Annotated in this window: 14 protein-coding genes; 5 read left to right on the top strand and 9 right to left on the bottom strand. The window is 69.4% G+C overall.

What is annotated here, in order from left to right:
• The first annotated feature begins 116 nt into the window (after positions 1-116).
• The 3 genes from ACE3QW_RS06260 to der are packed head-to-tail and all read left to right on the top strand — an operon-like array spanning position 117 to position 2,548.
• Positions 117-806: a tetratricopeptide repeat protein gene (locus ACE3QW_RS06260; protein WP_029556723.1), complete on the top strand. Its 690-nt coding sequence runs from the start codon at positions 117-119 to the stop codon at positions 804-806.
• Between the two features lie 50 nt (positions 807-856).
• Positions 857-1,117: a hypothetical protein gene (locus tag ACE3QW_RS06255; RefSeq protein ID WP_024277099.1), complete on the top strand. Its 261-nt coding sequence runs from the start codon at positions 857-859 to the stop codon at positions 1,115-1,117.
• 42 nt (positions 1,118-1,159) lie between these two features.
• Complete coding sequence (gene der, locus ACE3QW_RS06250) at positions 1,160-2,548, top strand: ribosome biogenesis GTPase Der (protein WP_250165010.1); 1,389 nt, start codon at positions 1,160-1,162, stop codon at positions 2,546-2,548.
• A 70-nt stretch (positions 2,549-2,618) separates the two neighbouring features.
• Here der and ACE3QW_RS06245 read toward each other — a convergent pair whose 3' ends face one another.
• Together ACE3QW_RS06245 and ACE3QW_RS06240 are read right to left on the bottom strand one after the other, a co-directional pair.
• Positions 2,619-3,746 (bottom strand): CmpA/NrtA family ABC transporter substrate-binding protein, encoded by a 1,128-nt coding sequence (locus tag ACE3QW_RS06245; RefSeq protein ID WP_250165011.1) that lies wholly within the window; start codon positions 3,744-3,746, stop codon positions 2,619-2,621.
• On the bottom strand, positions 3,743-4,333 hold the full coding sequence (locus tag ACE3QW_RS06240) for an ANTAR domain-containing response regulator (protein WP_024277102.1): 591 nt from the start codon (positions 4,331-4,333) through the stop codon (positions 3,743-3,745). Before ACE3QW_RS06240 ends, ACE3QW_RS06245 begins: the two co-directional genes overlap by 4 nt.
• A 255-nt stretch (positions 4,334-4,588) precedes the next feature.
• On the opposite strand from ACE3QW_RS06240, the gene ACE3QW_RS06235 reads away from it, so the two are divergent.
• Entirely contained in the window at positions 4,589-5,503 is a 915-nt protein-coding gene (locus tag ACE3QW_RS06235) for a hypothetical protein (RefSeq protein ID WP_374250850.1), read from the top strand.
• Positions 5,504-5,558: 55 nt separating this feature from the next.
• Here ACE3QW_RS06235 and rplS read toward each other — a convergent pair whose 3' ends face one another.
• From rplS to rimM, 3 genes are all read right to left on the bottom strand, one after another.
• Positions 5,559-5,981, bottom strand: coding sequence for a 50S ribosomal protein L19 (rplS, locus tag ACE3QW_RS06230; RefSeq protein ID WP_029556728.1), 423 nt, complete (start codon positions 5,979-5,981; stop codon positions 5,559-5,561).
• 104 nt (positions 5,982-6,085) lie between these two features.
• A complete protein-coding gene (trmD, locus tag ACE3QW_RS06225; RefSeq protein ID WP_374250849.1) occupies positions 6,086-6,814 on the bottom strand; it encodes a tRNA (guanosine(37)-N1)-methyltransferase TrmD in 729 nt (242 codons plus the stop codon).
• A 46-nt stretch (positions 6,815-6,860) separates the two neighbouring features.
• Positions 6,861-7,415, bottom strand: coding sequence for a ribosome maturation factor RimM (gene rimM / locus ACE3QW_RS06220; RefSeq protein WP_024277106.1), 555 nt, complete (start codon positions 7,413-7,415; stop codon positions 6,861-6,863).
• A 179-nt stretch (positions 7,416-7,594) separates the two neighbouring features.
• On the opposite strand from rimM, the gene ACE3QW_RS06215 reads away from it, so the two are divergent.
• The gene (locus ACE3QW_RS06215) at positions 7,595-9,043 is read left to right on the top strand and encodes an FAD-binding oxidoreductase (protein WP_374250848.1); all 1,449 of its coding nucleotides are present in this window, start codon (positions 7,595-7,597) and stop codon (positions 9,041-9,043) included.
• Between the two features lie 79 nt (positions 9,044-9,122).
• Here the strand turns inward: ACE3QW_RS06215 and ACE3QW_RS06210 are convergent, their stop codons facing one another.
• From ACE3QW_RS06210 to ACE3QW_RS06195, 4 genes are all read right to left on the bottom strand, one after another.
• Positions 9,123-10,331, bottom strand: coding sequence for an MFS transporter (locus ACE3QW_RS06210; protein ID WP_374250847.1), 1,209 nt, complete (start codon positions 10,329-10,331; stop codon positions 9,123-9,125).
• Between the two features lie 278 nt (positions 10,332-10,609).
• A complete protein-coding gene (locus ACE3QW_RS06205) occupies positions 10,610-12,661 on the bottom strand; it encodes a SpoIIE family protein phosphatase (RefSeq protein WP_051678958.1) in 2,052 nt (683 codons plus the stop codon).
• Positions 12,661-13,494, bottom strand: a complete 834-nt coding sequence (locus ACE3QW_RS06200) for a hypothetical protein (RefSeq protein WP_374250846.1) — start codon at positions 13,492-13,494, stop codon at positions 12,661-12,663. Before ACE3QW_RS06200 ends, ACE3QW_RS06205 begins: the two co-directional genes overlap by 1 nt.
• On the bottom strand, positions 13,484-14,230 hold the full coding sequence (locus tag ACE3QW_RS06195; protein ID WP_029556734.1) for a hypothetical protein: 747 nt from the start codon (positions 14,228-14,230) through the stop codon (positions 13,484-13,486). Before ACE3QW_RS06195 ends, ACE3QW_RS06200 begins: the two co-directional genes overlap by 11 nt.
• Between the last annotated feature and the right edge of the window lie 44 nt (positions 14,231-14,274).

The following is a 14,274-nucleotide window of genomic DNA, read 5'->3' as shown; positions in this document are numbered from 1 at the left end:
TTGCCACGATGAGGCCGCATGGATACTTTACGCGCCCTCGTCCCGGTGCGGCGTCGCCGGCAAGGTCCTGCTTCGGCAGGCCACCCCCAAGTCCTGGATCCCGAAGCTCTCAGCTCATGACCGACATTTTTCACGAGATCGAGGAAGACCTCCGGCGCGATCGCCTGCGCAAGCTCTGGGACCGTTTCGGCGGCGTCATCATTGCCGCGTGCGTGCTGGTGATTCTCGCCGCTGCGGGCTGGAGCGGCTACCAGTACTGGCGCCATGAGCAGGCGGTGAAGGCCAGCGAGGCGTATGAGAGCGCCGTCGCCCTGTTCGATGCCGGCAAGATGCAGGAGGCCGAGGCCGCCTTCGCCGCCATCGCCAAGAGCGGGCCGGCCGGCTACCGCACCCTCGCTCTGTTCCGCGCGGCTGCCGCCGCCACCGCCCGCGACAAGGCGGCCGGCATCGCCGCCTTCGATGCCATTGCCGCCGACAATTCCGTGCCGCCGCTTGCCCGTGACCTCGCTTTGGTGCGCGCCGCCCTGCTGGTAGTTGATACGGCCGGCCTGCCGGAAGTGAAGCAGCGCATCGGCGGCATCGCCAACGGCACCGGCCCGCTGCGCCATTCGGCGCGCGAGACGCTGGCGCTGGCCGAGCTGAAGGCCGGCGACCTTGCCGCCGCCAACAAGACCGCCACCGACATCACCACCGACAGCGAGACCCCGCCCGGTGTCCGCTCTCGGGCCGAGCTCATCCGGCGGCTCACCGCCTCGGCCACCGCCCCCGCGGGTGAAGCGGCCGCCGGCAGCGCGCCGACCCAGTGAACCCCGTGAGGAGCCGCATGACCGCGACGCGCATGAGGAGGACAAGCTTGATGATGGCACGCCCTGTCACCCGCAGCCTGCGCCTCGCGCTCGCGCTCGGCCTCGCCTTGACGGCCGCCGGCTGCGAGACGCTGGAGAACCTCAACCCGTTCGACCAGAAGAAGCCGCCGGTGCCGGGCGCACGCACGCCCGTGTTCCCCAACGGGGTGCCCGGCGTCGACTATTCGACCGGCCTCGGCCAGCCGAGCAACGCCAACGCCCCCATCGACAATCTGCCGGCCACCCCTCCGAAGGGCCAGCCGCAGCAATGATCCCTCAGACCTGAAGCCGACCGCCGGCCGCGAGCCCATTTCATGACCTTTTCCCTGGCCATCGTCGGGCGTCCCAACGTCGGCAAGTCCACCCTGTTCAACCGCCTGGTGGGCAAGAAGCTCGCGCTGGTGGATGATCGCCCCGGCGTCACCCGCGACCGCCGCGAGGGCGAAGGGCGGCTCGGCGACCTCACCTTCCGCATCGTCGACACCGCCGGCCTCGAGGAGGCGACCCCTGCGAGCCTGGAAGGGCGCATGCGCGCCCAGACCGAGGCGGCCATCGGCGACTGCGACGCCATCCTCTTCATGATCGACGCCCGCATCGGGCTGACCCCGACCGACCGCGCTTTTGCCGATCTCGTGCGCAAGGCCGGCAAGCCGGTCATCCTCGTCGCCAACAAGAGCGAGGGGCGGGGCGGCGAGGCCGGGACACTGGAAGCCTTCGGCCTCGGCCTCGGCGATCCCATCCCGCTCTCCGCCGAGCACGGCGAGGGCCTCTCCGACCTCTACGACGCCATCTGCGACGCCCTGCCCGAGCAGACGCGGCTGGAGGAGGAGGACGAAGAGGAAGAGGACGAGGCGGACGAGATCCCCGCCGAGGGGGAGGTCGAGCCCGAGAAGCCGCGCCGGCCCATCAAGGTGGCGGTGCTCGGCCGGCCCAATGCCGGTAAGTCCACCCTCATCAACAAGCTGCTCGGCGAGGATCGCCTTTTGACCGGTCCCGAGGCCGGCATCACCCGCGATTCCATCTCGGTCAACGTCACCTATGCCGGCATTCCGCTGGAGGTGTTCGATACCGCCGGGCTCCGGAAGCGTTCGCGCATCGATGACAAGCTCGAGAAGCTCTCCGCAGCCGACGCCCTGCGCGCCATGAAGTTCGCCGAGGTGGTGGTGATCCTCATCGACGCCACCCGCCCGTTCGAGGAGCAGGACCTGCGCATCGCCGATCTGGTGGCGCGCGAGGGCCGGGCCCTCGTCATCGGCTACAACAAGGCGGACCTCGTGCCCCGCGGCGGCCTCGCCACCCGGTTGCGCGAGGAGATCGACCATCTGCTGCCCCAGGTGAAGGGCGTACCCATCGTCCCCCTCTCCGGCCTCATGGGTCATGGGCTCGACAAGCTGGTGGCGGCCATCGCGAGCGCCCACAAGGTGTGGAACAAGCGTGTCGCCACCAATCCGCTCAACCGCTTCCTCCAGCAGGTGACGGAAAATCATCCGCCGCCGGCGGTATCCGGCCGGCGGATCAAGCTGCGCTACATGACCCAGCCCAAGGCGCGCCCGCCGTCCTTCGTGCTGTTCTGCTCGCGTACCGATGCGGTGCCGGAGAGCTATATTCGCTACCTGGTGAACGGCATCCGCGAGACCTTCGATCTGCCCGGCGTGCCGATCCGGCTGACGCTGCGCGAGAAGGACAACCCTTACGCGGACTGAGCCTTTTCTCCGCTCAGGCGCTGCGCGGGGCTGGTTGCCACGCTCAAGCGCCGCGCGGGCTTGATGGTCCTCAGCCCTTCAGAAAGGCGACCTGATCGAAGATCTCGCCGAACTGGGTGCCGACGCAGTCGGGCTCCGGGTGCTTCACCGGGACCGGGCCGACCGCCGCATCGAAGATGTCCGGCCGGTAGACCCCCATGGCCTCGCGCGCGGCGTCGGCGGCGAACTCGCCCTGGCCGGCGGCGACGATCTGGGCATACATCCACAGCGCATGGTCCGGCGCCGGCCGGTTGGCGCCATCGCGGTTGAGCACCAGATAGTCCGGATGGGACCTGAGCACCCCGCCCGGCGCGGTGTGGAGCCGGCCGTCCAGCGTGCGGCGGAGGATGTCGGCGGGCAGGTTCAGGTGGCGCGGCTCCCCCAGCAGCTTGGCGAGGTCCTCATGGTTGGCCGGGTCTTCGCACCAGCGGGCCGCGGCGTAGAGGGCGCGCACGAGGCGGTGCAGCACCTCCGGCTCCGCATTGGCGAAGCGGGCGTGGACGCCCAGCACCTTCTCCGGCACCCAGCCGAACAGCTCGGCGCCCAGCACCGCGATGCGGCCCACGTCCGAATCGACCGCCACCGAATTCCACGGCGAGCCCACCGAGAAGCCGTGGATGAGCCCGCCCCGCAGGCTTTCCGCCATGAAGGGCGGCGGCACCACCACGAGGCGCACGTCGCGGTCCGGGTCCACCCCGCCGGCCTTGAGGAAATGGCGGATCAGATAGGTGTGGGTGGAGAAGGAATAGACCGCGGCGAACACCAGCGGGTCACGCCCCTCCGCCTTCCTCTGCCGCACCACCTTGCCCAGCGCCAGCGCCGCGCCGGGGGCCGTTGACAGGTCTTCGCCCACCTCGCCCATGGCCGCGTAGACGTGCTTGTCGATGGTGATGGCGCTGCCATTCAGGTTGAGCGCGAAGGGCACCACCAGCGGCACCCGCACATGGCCGAGGCCGAGCGAGGAGGCGATGGCGAGCGGGCCCAGCATGTGGGCGCCGTCCAGGAGGCCGATGTTCACCTTGTCACGGATGTTGGCCCAGGAGACCTCCTTGTGCAGGTCGATCTCGATGCCTTCGGCCATGGCGAAGCCGCGCTCCGCCGCGGCGATCAGCACGGCGGCGTCGGTCAGGGGGATGAAGCCGATGGCGAGGCGTCTCATCGCAGAAGCTCCGCGGCGGTGATGATGGATTGGGCGATGTCGACGATGCGCTTCTTCTCGTTCATGGCGGTGCGGCGCAGGAGGTGGTAGGCGGCCTCCTCGTCGATGCCCTTCATTTTCATGAGCAGCATCTTGGCCCGGTCGATGGCCTTGCGCTCTTCCAATTGGGTCTTCGCCTCCTCCAGCTCCGCCTTGAGGCGGGCGAAGGCGCGGAAGCGGGAGATGGTGGTCTCGAGGATCGGCTTCACCCGCTCCTTGCGCAGCCCGTCCACCACATAGGAGGCGACGCCCGCCTCAATGGCGTCCTCGATGGTCTTCGAGTCGGTCTGGTCCACGAACATGGCGACCGGTCGCTTCACCTCGCGGCTCACCTGGAACATCTGCTCGATGGTGTCACGGGAGGGGTCTTCGAGGTCGATCAGAATCACGTCCGGATCGATGGCGTAGATGCGCTCCAGCAGGTTGTTGCGGCCGGTGATGCGCAGCACCGTCTCGAAGCCCGCCTCCTTGAGGCCCTCCTCCAGGATGGCGGCGCGCACGTCGCTCTCGTCGACGATCACGATCCTGAGGGTGAGGTCGTTCGCCATGTGGGTCCGGGCTGGGGCTGTCCGCTGGGGCTGGCGGACTCGTATGATACCTCACCTTCCGGAGCCGGTGCGGTCAAGCCTTCCCATATGTCACGCCGGGACCCTTCGGCGTCCGGTGCCATGGACCTCGCCCCCAAGTCCTTCTAGAACGCGCGCGGTGGAGCGCTGCGGCAGGCCGGCCTGCGGCGATCCGCTCCAGTTCGTTCCCGTCCCGGCCGCCGTCCCGACGCCCAGCCGGGCACCTTGAAGGCGTCCATGCGCGACCTTGCCAACTACACGCCCGCCGAATGGCTTGCGCTGACCCCGCTCGCCCAAAGGCTGCGACGCGCCCGCAATGTGCTGGTGGATCGCATCTACGCTCGCCGGCAGGCGCCGGGGCAGGCGGAAGTGGTGGCGCGCATCGCCGCCGAGCGGGCACCGGTGGTCGCCTTCACGGTCGCTTTCAACCTGTCCGACGCGGTGGATTTCCTTGGGCAGGCCATGACGCGGTTTCTGCCGGGGACGCCGCTGGTGGTGTGCGACAATTCCACCGACCCTGCCGCCCGCACCGCCATCGCGGCGCTGTGCGCGCGGCGCGGGCTCATCTACTGCCCCCTGCCGCCGACGCCCTATCGCGGCGCGCGCAACGGCTCCCGCTCCCACGGCGTGGCGCTGAACTGGATCTATGCGAACCTCATCCGGCCCGCCGCCCCGCGCGCCTTCGCCTTGCTCGACCACGATCTGATCCCGCTGGAGCCGACCGACCTTGCGGCTCGGCTCGCGGGCCAGCCCTGCTATGGCATGGTGCGGGAGGGGGAGGGCAATGGCGCCTGGTACCTGTGGCCGGGCTATTGCGTCTTCGATTCCGCGGCGGTGAAGGCCCTGCCGCTCGACTTCGGCACCGACACGCCGCTTACCCTCGACACCGGCGGGCAGAACTGGGGCGTGCTCTACCGCCACCTGGACCTCGCCGGGCTTCGGATGTCGACCCGTCGGCGGGTGCATCTCACGGATCCCGAAACAGGCGAGATGGAGCCGTTCCTGCTGGCGGATGGCTGGCTGCATGTGGGCGGCGCCGGCCATCGCGGCGGTGGGGCGGGGGCGCTTGAGCGGGTGCGGCAGGCCTATGAGGCCGATCCCGAGAGGCTGATCGTGCGCCTTCGGGCGAGCCCGGAGCGGCTCGGCTCATAAAAAAGCGCCGCCGGCTGGGCCGACGGCGCGTTTCACTCAGAAGACGGTCCGCGCCTCACTCGGCGGCGGCGGGAGCCTTGGCGCCCTTGGCCTTCTTGCCACCCTTGGCGTCGGTCGTGCGGTCCTGACGCTCGGCGATACGGGCAGACTTGCCGCGACGGTCGCGCAGGTAATAGAGCTTGGCGCGACGCACCTTGCCGCGACGGACCACCTTGATGGAATCGATCAGCGGCGAATAGACCGGGAACACGCGCTCCACGCCTTCGCCGTAGGAAATCTTGCGGACGGTGAAGCTCTCGTTCAGGCCACCGCCGGAACGGGCGATCACCACGCCCTCGTAGGCCTGCACGCGGGTGCGCTCGCCTTCGACCACCTTCACGTTCACAATCACGGTATCACCGGGCTGGAACTCGGGAATGGCCCGCTTCTCGGCGAGCTTGGTCGCCTGCTCGGCTTCGAGCGTCTGGATAATGTTCATTGTCGCCAACCTCTTGGTGCCGCTTCGGAGCATGTCGCCCCGGCGCCACGTCGTGTCGTTTTAAGTTAAGGGACGCGGCTCCATACAGGAGAAAAGGGGCGCTGTCATTCCCTTTCCGTCGTGGATCCGTCACGCGCCCGGGCAAGAAGGTCCGGGGCAAGAAGGTCAGGTCGCCGCGCGCGTGTGACGGCTTCCGCCTCGGCCTGCCGCCAGCGGGCGATGCGGGCATGATCTCCGGAGGTCAGCACCTCGGGGATGCCTTCCCCCTCGAACAGTTGCGGCCGGGTGTATTGGGGATATTCGAGCAGGCCGTGGGAGAAGCTCTCGTCCGTGCCGCTCTCCACCTTGCCCATGACGCCGGGAATGAGCCGCACGCAGGCATCGAGCAGCAAGAGCGCCGCCGCCTCGCCGCCGGAGAGCACCACATCGCCCACGCAGACCTCCTCGAGGCCGCGCGCCGCGACGATGCGCTCGTCCACCCCCTCGAACCGCCCGCAGAGGATGACCGCGCCCGGACCCGCCGCCAGCTCCCGCACGCGGGCCTGCGTCAGCGGCCGGCCGCGCGGGGTCATCAGCAGGCGGGGGCGGGGATCGTCGGGCGGGGAGACGGCGTCGATGGCGCGGGCGAGCACATCGGCCCGCATGACCATGCCCGGTCCCCCGCCGGCTGGGGTGTCGTCCACCGAGCGGTGACGGTCGAGGGCGTGGTCGCGAATCTGCACCGCCTCCAGCCCCCATAGCCCGTTCGCCAGCGCGCGGCCGGCGAGCGCGTGGCCGAGCGGGCCGGGGAACATCTCAGGATAAAGGGTGAGGACGCTGGCGCGGAAGGTCATGAGGTGAGATGGGCGCTGGGCGGGGCGGGAGTCAAATCCGCGTGCCTCAGCCCTCCTTGTCCTCGCCCGCCTCGGGCTCGGGGTCGCGGCGCTCGACGAAGGCTTCGGCGATGACCACCCGGCCCGCCTTCACGTCCACCACCGGCACGGCGTCGCGGGAGAAGGGCACCATGAGCGTCTTCGCCCGGATGCCGGGGAGGGCAGGGGCATATTCGAGGATGTCACCGGCGCCGAAATCGTGCAGCGCGACAACGGTGCCGATGCGCGCGCCGGTCTCGTCCTCCACTGCGAGGCCGATCAGGTCCGCATGATAGAAGGTGTCCTCGTCCTCCGGCGGGGGCAATGCCTCGCGCGGGACATAGAGGTCCACATTTGTCAGCGCCTCGGCGGCGGTGCGGTCGGCGACGTTGGCGAGGCGGGCGACGAAATGGTCCTTGGCCGCGCGCAACGCCGTGATGCGGTAGCGGGTGCGGCCGGTGGCGTCGGTGAGCGGATCGTAATCGAGGATCGCGGCCGGATCCTCGGTGAAGACGAACAGCCGCACCTCGCCCCTCACGCCATGGGGGGCGCCGATGCGGGCGACGAGGACGCGGTCGGTCATCTGATCTCCGGTGCAGTGCGCCTTCAACGGGTTGGTGGCGGCGGCAGCGGCTCTAGCTCTTATGTCCGGCTTTGCCAAGCGGAAGGCCCGCGCCCCATCCGCCGCGCGGCGCTTTCGCGCTCCCCCGAGGACCATCGGAAGCTTGCCCGGCGGCGGCGGCTGATGCACCTTGCGCCCCCATGTCGAGCCATGCCCCCCAACCCATCCTTCTCGATGCCGTCCGCCTCTCCGGCCTTCTGGACCGCATCGCCGCCCGTATCGGCGCAGCCCATGTGCGCACCGACGCCCACGACCTCGCCCCCCATCTGGTGGAGGGGCGGGGCCTCTACCAGGGAACGACCCCGGCGCTGGTCGAGCCCGCCAACACGGAGGAAGTCGCCTTCGTGGTCACCGCCTGCGCCGAAGCCGGCGTGCCGGTGGTGCCGCAGGGCGGCAATACGGGCCTCGTCGGCGGGCAGGTGCCGTTCGGCGCGCTGCTGCTCTCGCTGCGCCGGCTGAACCGCGTCCGCGACCTCGATCCGGTGGACCTCACCGTCGTCGCCGAGGCCGGCTGCACGCTGTACCAGGTGCAGCAGGCGGCGGAGGGGGCGGGCTGCCTGTTCCCGCTCTCCATCGGCTCGGAAGGCTCCTGCCAGATCGGCGGCAACCTCTCCACCAATGCCGGCGGCACGGCTGTGCTGCGCTATGGCAATATGCGCGAACTCACCTTCGGCCTTGAAGTGGTGCTGCCGGACGGGCGCATCTGGAACGGCCTGTCGCGCCTGCGCAAAGACAACACCGGCTACGCGCTGAAGGATCTCTTCATCGGCGCGGAAGGCACGCTCGGCATCATCACCGCCGCCGTGCTGCGCCTTTTCCCCGCGCCGCGCGCCCGGGCGACGGCGTTGCTCGGCATTGCCGATCCCGAGACCGCGCTTTCCCTATTCCGCCGCCTGCGCAATGCCGCCGGCGACAGCCTCACCGGCTTCGAGATCATGCCGGACTTCGGCATGGAGATCGTGCTCAAGCACATGCCCGGCTCGGTGCGTGCGCTGGCGGAGCGGCATCCCTGGTACGTGCTCGCGGAACTCACATCCACCCGTCCCAACGACGACCTGTCCCAGCTCGCCCTCGACACGTTCGAGGCGGCGTTCGAGGCGGGTGAGATCGAGGACGCGGTGGTGGGCTCCTCGGAAGCCCAGTGCGACGCCTTGTGGAAGCTGCGCGAGGACATGTCCGACGCGCAAAAGTTCGAGGGCGGCTCCATCAAGCACGATGTGTCCGTGCCCGTGTCCAAGGTGCCGTATTTCATCGCCGAGGCGAACCGGCTGTGCGAGGCGCACATGCCGGGCATCCGGATCTGCGCCTTCGGCCACATGGGCGATGGCAACATCCACTACAACCTCAGCCAGCCCGAGGGCATGGACAAGGCGGCCTACCTCGCCACCTGGGAGGAGTTCAACCGCATCGTCCACGATCTCGTGGCCTCGCTCGGCGGCTCCATCTCGGCGGAGCATGGCATCGGCATCCTCAAGCGCGAGGAACTGCCCATGTACAAGGACAAGGTGGCGCTGGAACTGATGGCCGCCATCAAGCGCGCCGTGGACCCGCGCGGCCTCTCCAATCCCGGCAAGGTGCTGCTGGATTGAGGGACGCATAAGGCGCGGCCCCTTCAGGAGCCGCGCCGTTTTCCTGTTCGCCCCCGCTCGGGCTTGTGAGACTTGGGTCCTAGCCGGGCCGGCGGCGTACAGCGAAGGCGGTGCCGACCGCGAGGGCGAGGGCGGCAGCCGCGCCGGCAATCACCATGCGCGGATGATGGTGGTCGAGCATCAGGCCGAACAGCAGCGGCCCCACCAGCGAGCCGATGTCGAAGCCCGAATAGACGATGCCGAACACCTTGCCCGTCGCGCCGGCTGGTGCCGCCGTGCGCACGAGCACGTCGCGCGAGGGGGTGGTGAGCCCCATGAAGAAACCGACCAGCGCGATCAGCCCCACAGTCACCTCCGGCGCCGTCTGAAGCCAGGCGGCGAGGAAACCGAACAGCGCAGCAGCGGCGAGGCCGCCCATGGCGATCTGGTGGTGCTGGGCGGAGCGGTCCGCCACATGCCCGCCGACGGCGACGCCCGCGGTGTTGCCCACCTGGAACAGCGCCACGGCCAGCGTCGCCAGCGCCACCGCCGCGCCGAAGCCCTCCTGCAGCGCGACGATGGAGAAGCTCTGCAGGCCGGAGAGGGCCACCGAGGTGAGGGTGAAATAGAGGAAGGCCATCAGCACCACGGGCATGGCCAGCACCTGCAGGAAAGACAGCGGTGCTCCTCCGGCCGCCGCGTGGGCTGCACGTCCCGCCGGCGCGCGCAGCGGACCGCGGAAGACGGCGAGCAGGAGCCCCACCAGCAGTACCAGCAGCCCCATGGCGATGAGCGCCGTGCGCCAGCCGAAATGCGCGCCGATCGCGCCGGACACGATGGGCGACAGGCCGAAGCCGATGCTCCCCGCGATCACATGGGCGGCGAAGGCGCGCCCGAGCCGTGGCGCCGCAACCTTGTGGCTGAGGATGGAGAGGTCGGCCGGGTGATAGACGGAATTGCCCAGGCCGGCGAGCGCGGCCAGCGGCAGCAGCAGCAGATAGGTGGGGGCAAATCCCATGGCGGCCGTTGCGGCACCTTGGGTGAGGATGCCCGCCAGAAGCAGCCGATCGGCACCGAAGCGGTCCACCAGCACGCCGGCCGCCACCTGTCCGGCGCCCGAGAACAGGTAGAAGACGGACAGCACGAGCCCCAGCTCGATGAAGGAGACCTGGAGGTCGGCCCGCATCATGATGAAGAGCGGGGCGAGCGCGAGCTGGAGGAAATGGCTGCAGAAATGAGCGCTGCAGACGGCGCCGATGGAGGAAACCTCGGCCGCGGGCCAGCGGGCCGCGCGCGCTTCGATGGACATGACAATCCTCTCCGTCCCCGGCGGGGCACCGGGATCAGACCGGCACGGCTGCGCCGCCCCGGATGCTGCGTTTCCCCTCTCTGGTCGGCGGGAGGCCGTTGCACCGGCGCTTTCAGGCGTCAGCTGTCGACCTCCGGTGAGGGTTGGCTCCCTCGATGCTTCAGGTACGTGTTTCCAAGACCCTGCCGGGCACGCTTACCGCCTCGGCGCCCGGCACGCACGCATATTCTGCCGTGCGCCCGCACTGGCGAAGCATCAGGCGTCACACAGGGGCACGATCAGCGTGTGCGGCGCGGGCCGTGGCCGCCGAAGTAACGCAGGGTCAGGCAGGTGATGTCGTCGGCCTGAGGCGCACCGCGCTCGAAGACGTGCACCGCCGCCAGCACCCGTTCGTTCAGCTCGGCCACCGACCAGTCGGCGGCGCCGCCGCGCAGCAGCTCCTCGACACGTTCCTCGCCGTAGGGCTGCTCGTCGATGTCGAAGGCCTCGGTCACGCCGTCCGTATAGAGGAAGAGCGTGTCGCCGGGGGCGAGGTGCAACTCGTGCTGCTGGTAGACGAAGCCTTCCAGCACCGCCACCGCCATGCCGCCGGTGGAGGGCACGGTGGTGACCTCGCCGGAACGGGCGATGCGGTAGGGCAGGTTGTGGCCGGCATTCACATAAGTGACCTTCCCCGAGGAGAGGTCCACCACGCCATAGAGCACGGTTACGAACAGCATCTGCTCGTTTTCCACCGCGAGCAGGTCGTTCAGGCGGCGGATACAGCCCGCCGGAGAGCGCTCGAACAGCGCGGTCGAGCGCAGCAGGGTGCGGGAGATGGCCATGAACAGGGCGGCCGGCACGCCCTTGCCGGAGACGTCCGCCACCACGAAGCCGAGCGTGGTGTCGTCGACCATGAAGTAGTCGTAGAAGTCGCCGCCCACCTCGCGCGCGGGCGTCATCTGGCCATGCACGGCGACACGCGCATCCGGCGGAAATTCCTTGGGCAGGATGGCGAGCTGTACCTGACGGGCAATCTCCAGCTCCTGTTGGAGGCCGGCGAGCTTGGTCTTGGTGATGAGGGCCTCGCGCAGCTCCACCACCATGGACGAGAGCCGGGTGTGCTGCTCGACAATGCGTCGCGACAGATCGTGGAGCACGCGGGCGACGCGCTTCAGCTCGTCGTCATTCTCGTTCTCCTCGCCCTTGGCGAGGAGAGCCAGAACCTCCTCCCGGTCGGTCGGGTCGATGGCGTCGGCAAGCGCCTGCAACTCGCCGGAGATCACCACCTCCTGCCGTCGCCGCACGCGCTCGCGCTGGCGCCGGCTCTCGGCGAGAGCCTGCACGTTGCCGCGCAGTGCCACCACCGCCTCGGCGATGCGGCCGATCTCGTCATTGCCGGCATGACCCACCGTGACCGAGGTGTCGCCGCGCGACAGGGCCTGCAGCACGTCGATGGCCGATTCCAGGGGCCGGAAACTGTACCAGAGGAAGACATTGAGACCGATGACGCCGAGCAGCACGAGGCCGATGGCGCCGGCTACGGCCGACTGGCGGATGAAGGCGGTCGCCTGCACCGTCTGGGTGGTATCTTCCAGGCTCACAAGCGCGCCCACGGCGCTGCCGCTCACGTCCGCGATCGGAATGGAAGTGACGTTGTAGTTGCGCCCGTCCAGCAACAATTGCTCGGCGGTTGGGCGGCGCGGCGTGATGGAGACCTTGGCCCGTTCCCACAGGCGGAAATCGGTGCTGGCGACCACCCGCCCGCGCAGGGTGATGAGGGTGGTGGCGGCGCTGATGCCGCGGGCGAAGCGCTCCATGCCGAGCGCGGCGTCGCGTCCGAGCACCAGCACGGCCCGGCCGCGGCCGGGCAGTTCCACCGTGCGGGTGGTGATGACGATCACCTGCGAGCCGCTGATCTGCCGCAGCCCGGAGAGCACCTCTCCCTTGAGGGCCCGGTCGAGACTGCCAGCGTCGAGGATGTAGCGGGCATTGGTGGTGCCGTCGCTGAACACCACCTCGCGGTCGGCCGCCACAACCTCGAAATAGGTGGCCGGGTCGTCGATATCGATGCCGACCTCTCGGATCGCCGCGGCGATGCCCGGGCGGTCCGAGAAGCTCAGCGCGATGCGGAAGGGCGAGGAGGTGTCGATGCGCTCGAGGATGCGGGCGAGATTGGCGGTCTGGAAGGCGACGATCTCGCGCCAGAGGACGGTCTGACCCTCGATGGCCAGCTCGCCCTCGCGGGCCTGGGCGACGCGGTCGCGCAGCACCGTGGCGCCCCAGATGCCCAGCATGAGCACGGTGAAGCCGGTGGCGACGATGAGGGTGATGCGGGTCCGCAGCAGCATCACGACCCTCGCACCTTGTCGGCGCGGCCGGGCGGCGCCATCACTTCGCGCCGGACCCGTTCCACGTCCGGCCTGAGCCCGCCGTCAAAATCCACCGCCAGAAGCTCCTCCGCATAGGCCTCGAATACCGATCGGCGCTCGGCCACCCTCCGGTTGCCGTGTTCAAGTTCCCGGAAGGCCCGGCCCACCGCCCCCCGCGCACCTTGGCGGCGGCGGTGCTGAATCATCACGTCGCGCTCGCCGTACTGGCCGTTCACCGCCTCGGCCAGGCCGTTGGCGAGGCGGGTGCGGGCACGCTCGAGCGCATTGCCCACGAGCAAGCCGGCGGCCAGCGCCGCCAGCGCCGCACAGACCGTCACCACCATCGCCGCCTTCAGGCCGATGTCGGCGAAGGAGGTGGCGAGGGCGGCGGGATTTGTGGTGACTTCCACCGCCGCCACCGTATTTCCGTCCACCACCACGGGAGCGCTCACCGAATCGGTGCCGGAATGCTCACCGATGGCGCTGCGGATCTCACGACCGTCCGATCCGCGCAGCACGATCTGGGTCAGGCCGGGCGTGCGGGTCAATGTCTCGGAGAGATGCTGTTCCACGCCGGGAAGCAGCTTCAGGGGGATGCCGAAGCGTGCCGCCTTCTCGAACTGCTGGGCGAGGGTGCGGGCGACCGAGGTGCCGATTACCAGCGCGTCGCGCCGCGCACTCTCCTCGACCCGGGCGCGATAGCCGTTGACGAGCACCGCCGCAGCAATGCCGCCGAGAACGAGGGTGAGGATAAGGGCGAACAGCCCGGTGACCATGCGCGCGCGGCCGCTCTCAGCGATCTCAGGCCGCATCGTCGAGTGCTCCAAGCTGGCCAAGGCCCCGGTCGACCCGCGCCTCGGCATCGCGCCAGCTCTTCACGGTGGCCTCGGCAAGGGGCGCAAGGCCGCCATCGTCGCCGGTGGACCCGCCTTCCCCCCGCAGCACCTTTCCCACCCGGTCGAACGGGCGCGTCAGCACGTGGACGAACGCCACGGCGGCAATGATGGCGGCGATGGACGCGGCGAGCGAAAGCACCCCCGTGCGGATCAGAAGGTCGAGGCCGAGCCGGTCTGCGCGGGCACTGCGCGCCTCGTCCGACACCGTGACCGAGATGCCGCCGGCGACACCGAGGTCGTTCTCGAAGCGGGTACCGAACACCGTGTCGCCACGCTCGGCCGCAGCCCATTGGTTATCGTCGCCCAGCCGCTTCACCCAGTCCGGGCTCACCTCTTCGCCGATCACGCTGCGGTCGGTGGAATAGATGGCTCGGCCCGCGGAATTGAAGATGTCGATGGCGAGGATGGAGGGGTCGCCCGCCTTCTCGCGCTCGATGCGCGGCTGCAGCAGGGAAATCTGGTCCAGAAGCAGGCCGATGGAGAGGTTCGCCTCGGTGGAGGCGCGCAGCGTGCCGAGCAGGTTGGCGACGCGGGCACGCTCGATCTCCTCGCCCACCCGATCGCTGGCCGAGAACGCGATCACCGCGACCGCCACCACCGCAGCGGTCACGGATACGACGGCGACCAGGATGAGCCGGCTTACGAAAGTCATGCGGGGAACTTCGGTGGGGTGGACGGCCCGGACGTTAACCGCGC

Origin of the sequence: Xanthobacter sp. (genome assembly GCF_041911315.1) — a bacterium.
Taxonomy (GTDB): domain Bacteria; phylum Pseudomonadota; class Alphaproteobacteria; order Rhizobiales; family Xanthobacteraceae; genus Xanthobacter; species Xanthobacter aminoxidans.
Note: the sequence above shows the minus strand (reverse complement) of the source record. Positions and strands in the feature narration are given on the sequence as shown.

Bases quoted from the DNA above. Each gene is read 5' to 3' on its own strand.
- ACE3QW_RS06200 (WP_374250846.1), bottom strand. From the start codon at position 13,494: ATGCGGCCTGAGATCGCTGAGAGCGGCCGCGCGCGCATGGTCACCGGG.
- ACE3QW_RS06210 (WP_374250847.1), bottom strand. From the start codon at position 10,331: ATGTCCATCGAAGCGCGCGCGGCCCGCTGGCCCGCGGCCGAGGTTTCC.
- rplS (WP_029556728.1), bottom strand. From the start codon at position 5,981: ATGAACATTATCCAGACGCTCGAAGCCGAGCAGGCGACCAAGCTCGCC.
- ACE3QW_RS06205 (WP_051678958.1), bottom strand. From the start codon at position 12,661: ATGCTGCTGCGGACCCGCATCACCCTCATCGTCGCCACCGGCTTCACC.
- ACE3QW_RS06245 (WP_250165011.1), bottom strand. From the start codon at position 3,746: ATGAGACGCCTCGCCATCGGCTTCATCCCCCTGACCGACGCCGCCGTG.
- ACE3QW_RS06235 (WP_374250850.1), top strand. From the start codon at position 4,589: ATGCGCGACCTTGCCAACTACACGCCCGCCGAATGGCTTGCGCTGACC.
- ACE3QW_RS06215 (WP_374250848.1), top strand. From the start codon at position 7,595: ATGTCGAGCCATGCCCCCCAACCCATCCTTCTCGATGCCGTCCGCCTC.
- ACE3QW_RS06195 (WP_029556734.1), bottom strand. From the start codon at position 14,230: ATGACTTTCGTAAGCCGGCTCATCCTGGTCGCCGTCGTATCCGTGACC.
- rimM (WP_024277106.1), bottom strand. From the start codon at position 7,415: ATGACCGACCGCGTCCTCGTCGCCCGCATCGGCGCCCCCCATGGCGTG.
- trmD (WP_374250849.1), bottom strand. From the start codon at position 6,814: ATGACCTTCCGCGCCAGCGTCCTCACCCTTTATCCTGAGATGTTCCCC.
- der (WP_250165010.1), top strand. From the start codon at position 1,160: ATGACCTTTTCCCTGGCCATCGTCGGGCGTCCCAACGTCGGCAAGTCC.
- ACE3QW_RS06255 (WP_024277099.1), top strand. From the start codon at position 857: ATGATGGCACGCCCTGTCACCCGCAGCCTGCGCCTCGCGCTCGCGCTC.
- ACE3QW_RS06240 (WP_024277102.1), bottom strand. From the start codon at position 4,333: ATGGCGAACGACCTCACCCTCAGGATCGTGATCGTCGACGAGAGCGAC.
- ACE3QW_RS06260 (WP_029556723.1), top strand. From the start codon at position 117: ATGACCGACATTTTTCACGAGATCGAGGAAGACCTCCGGCGCGATCGC.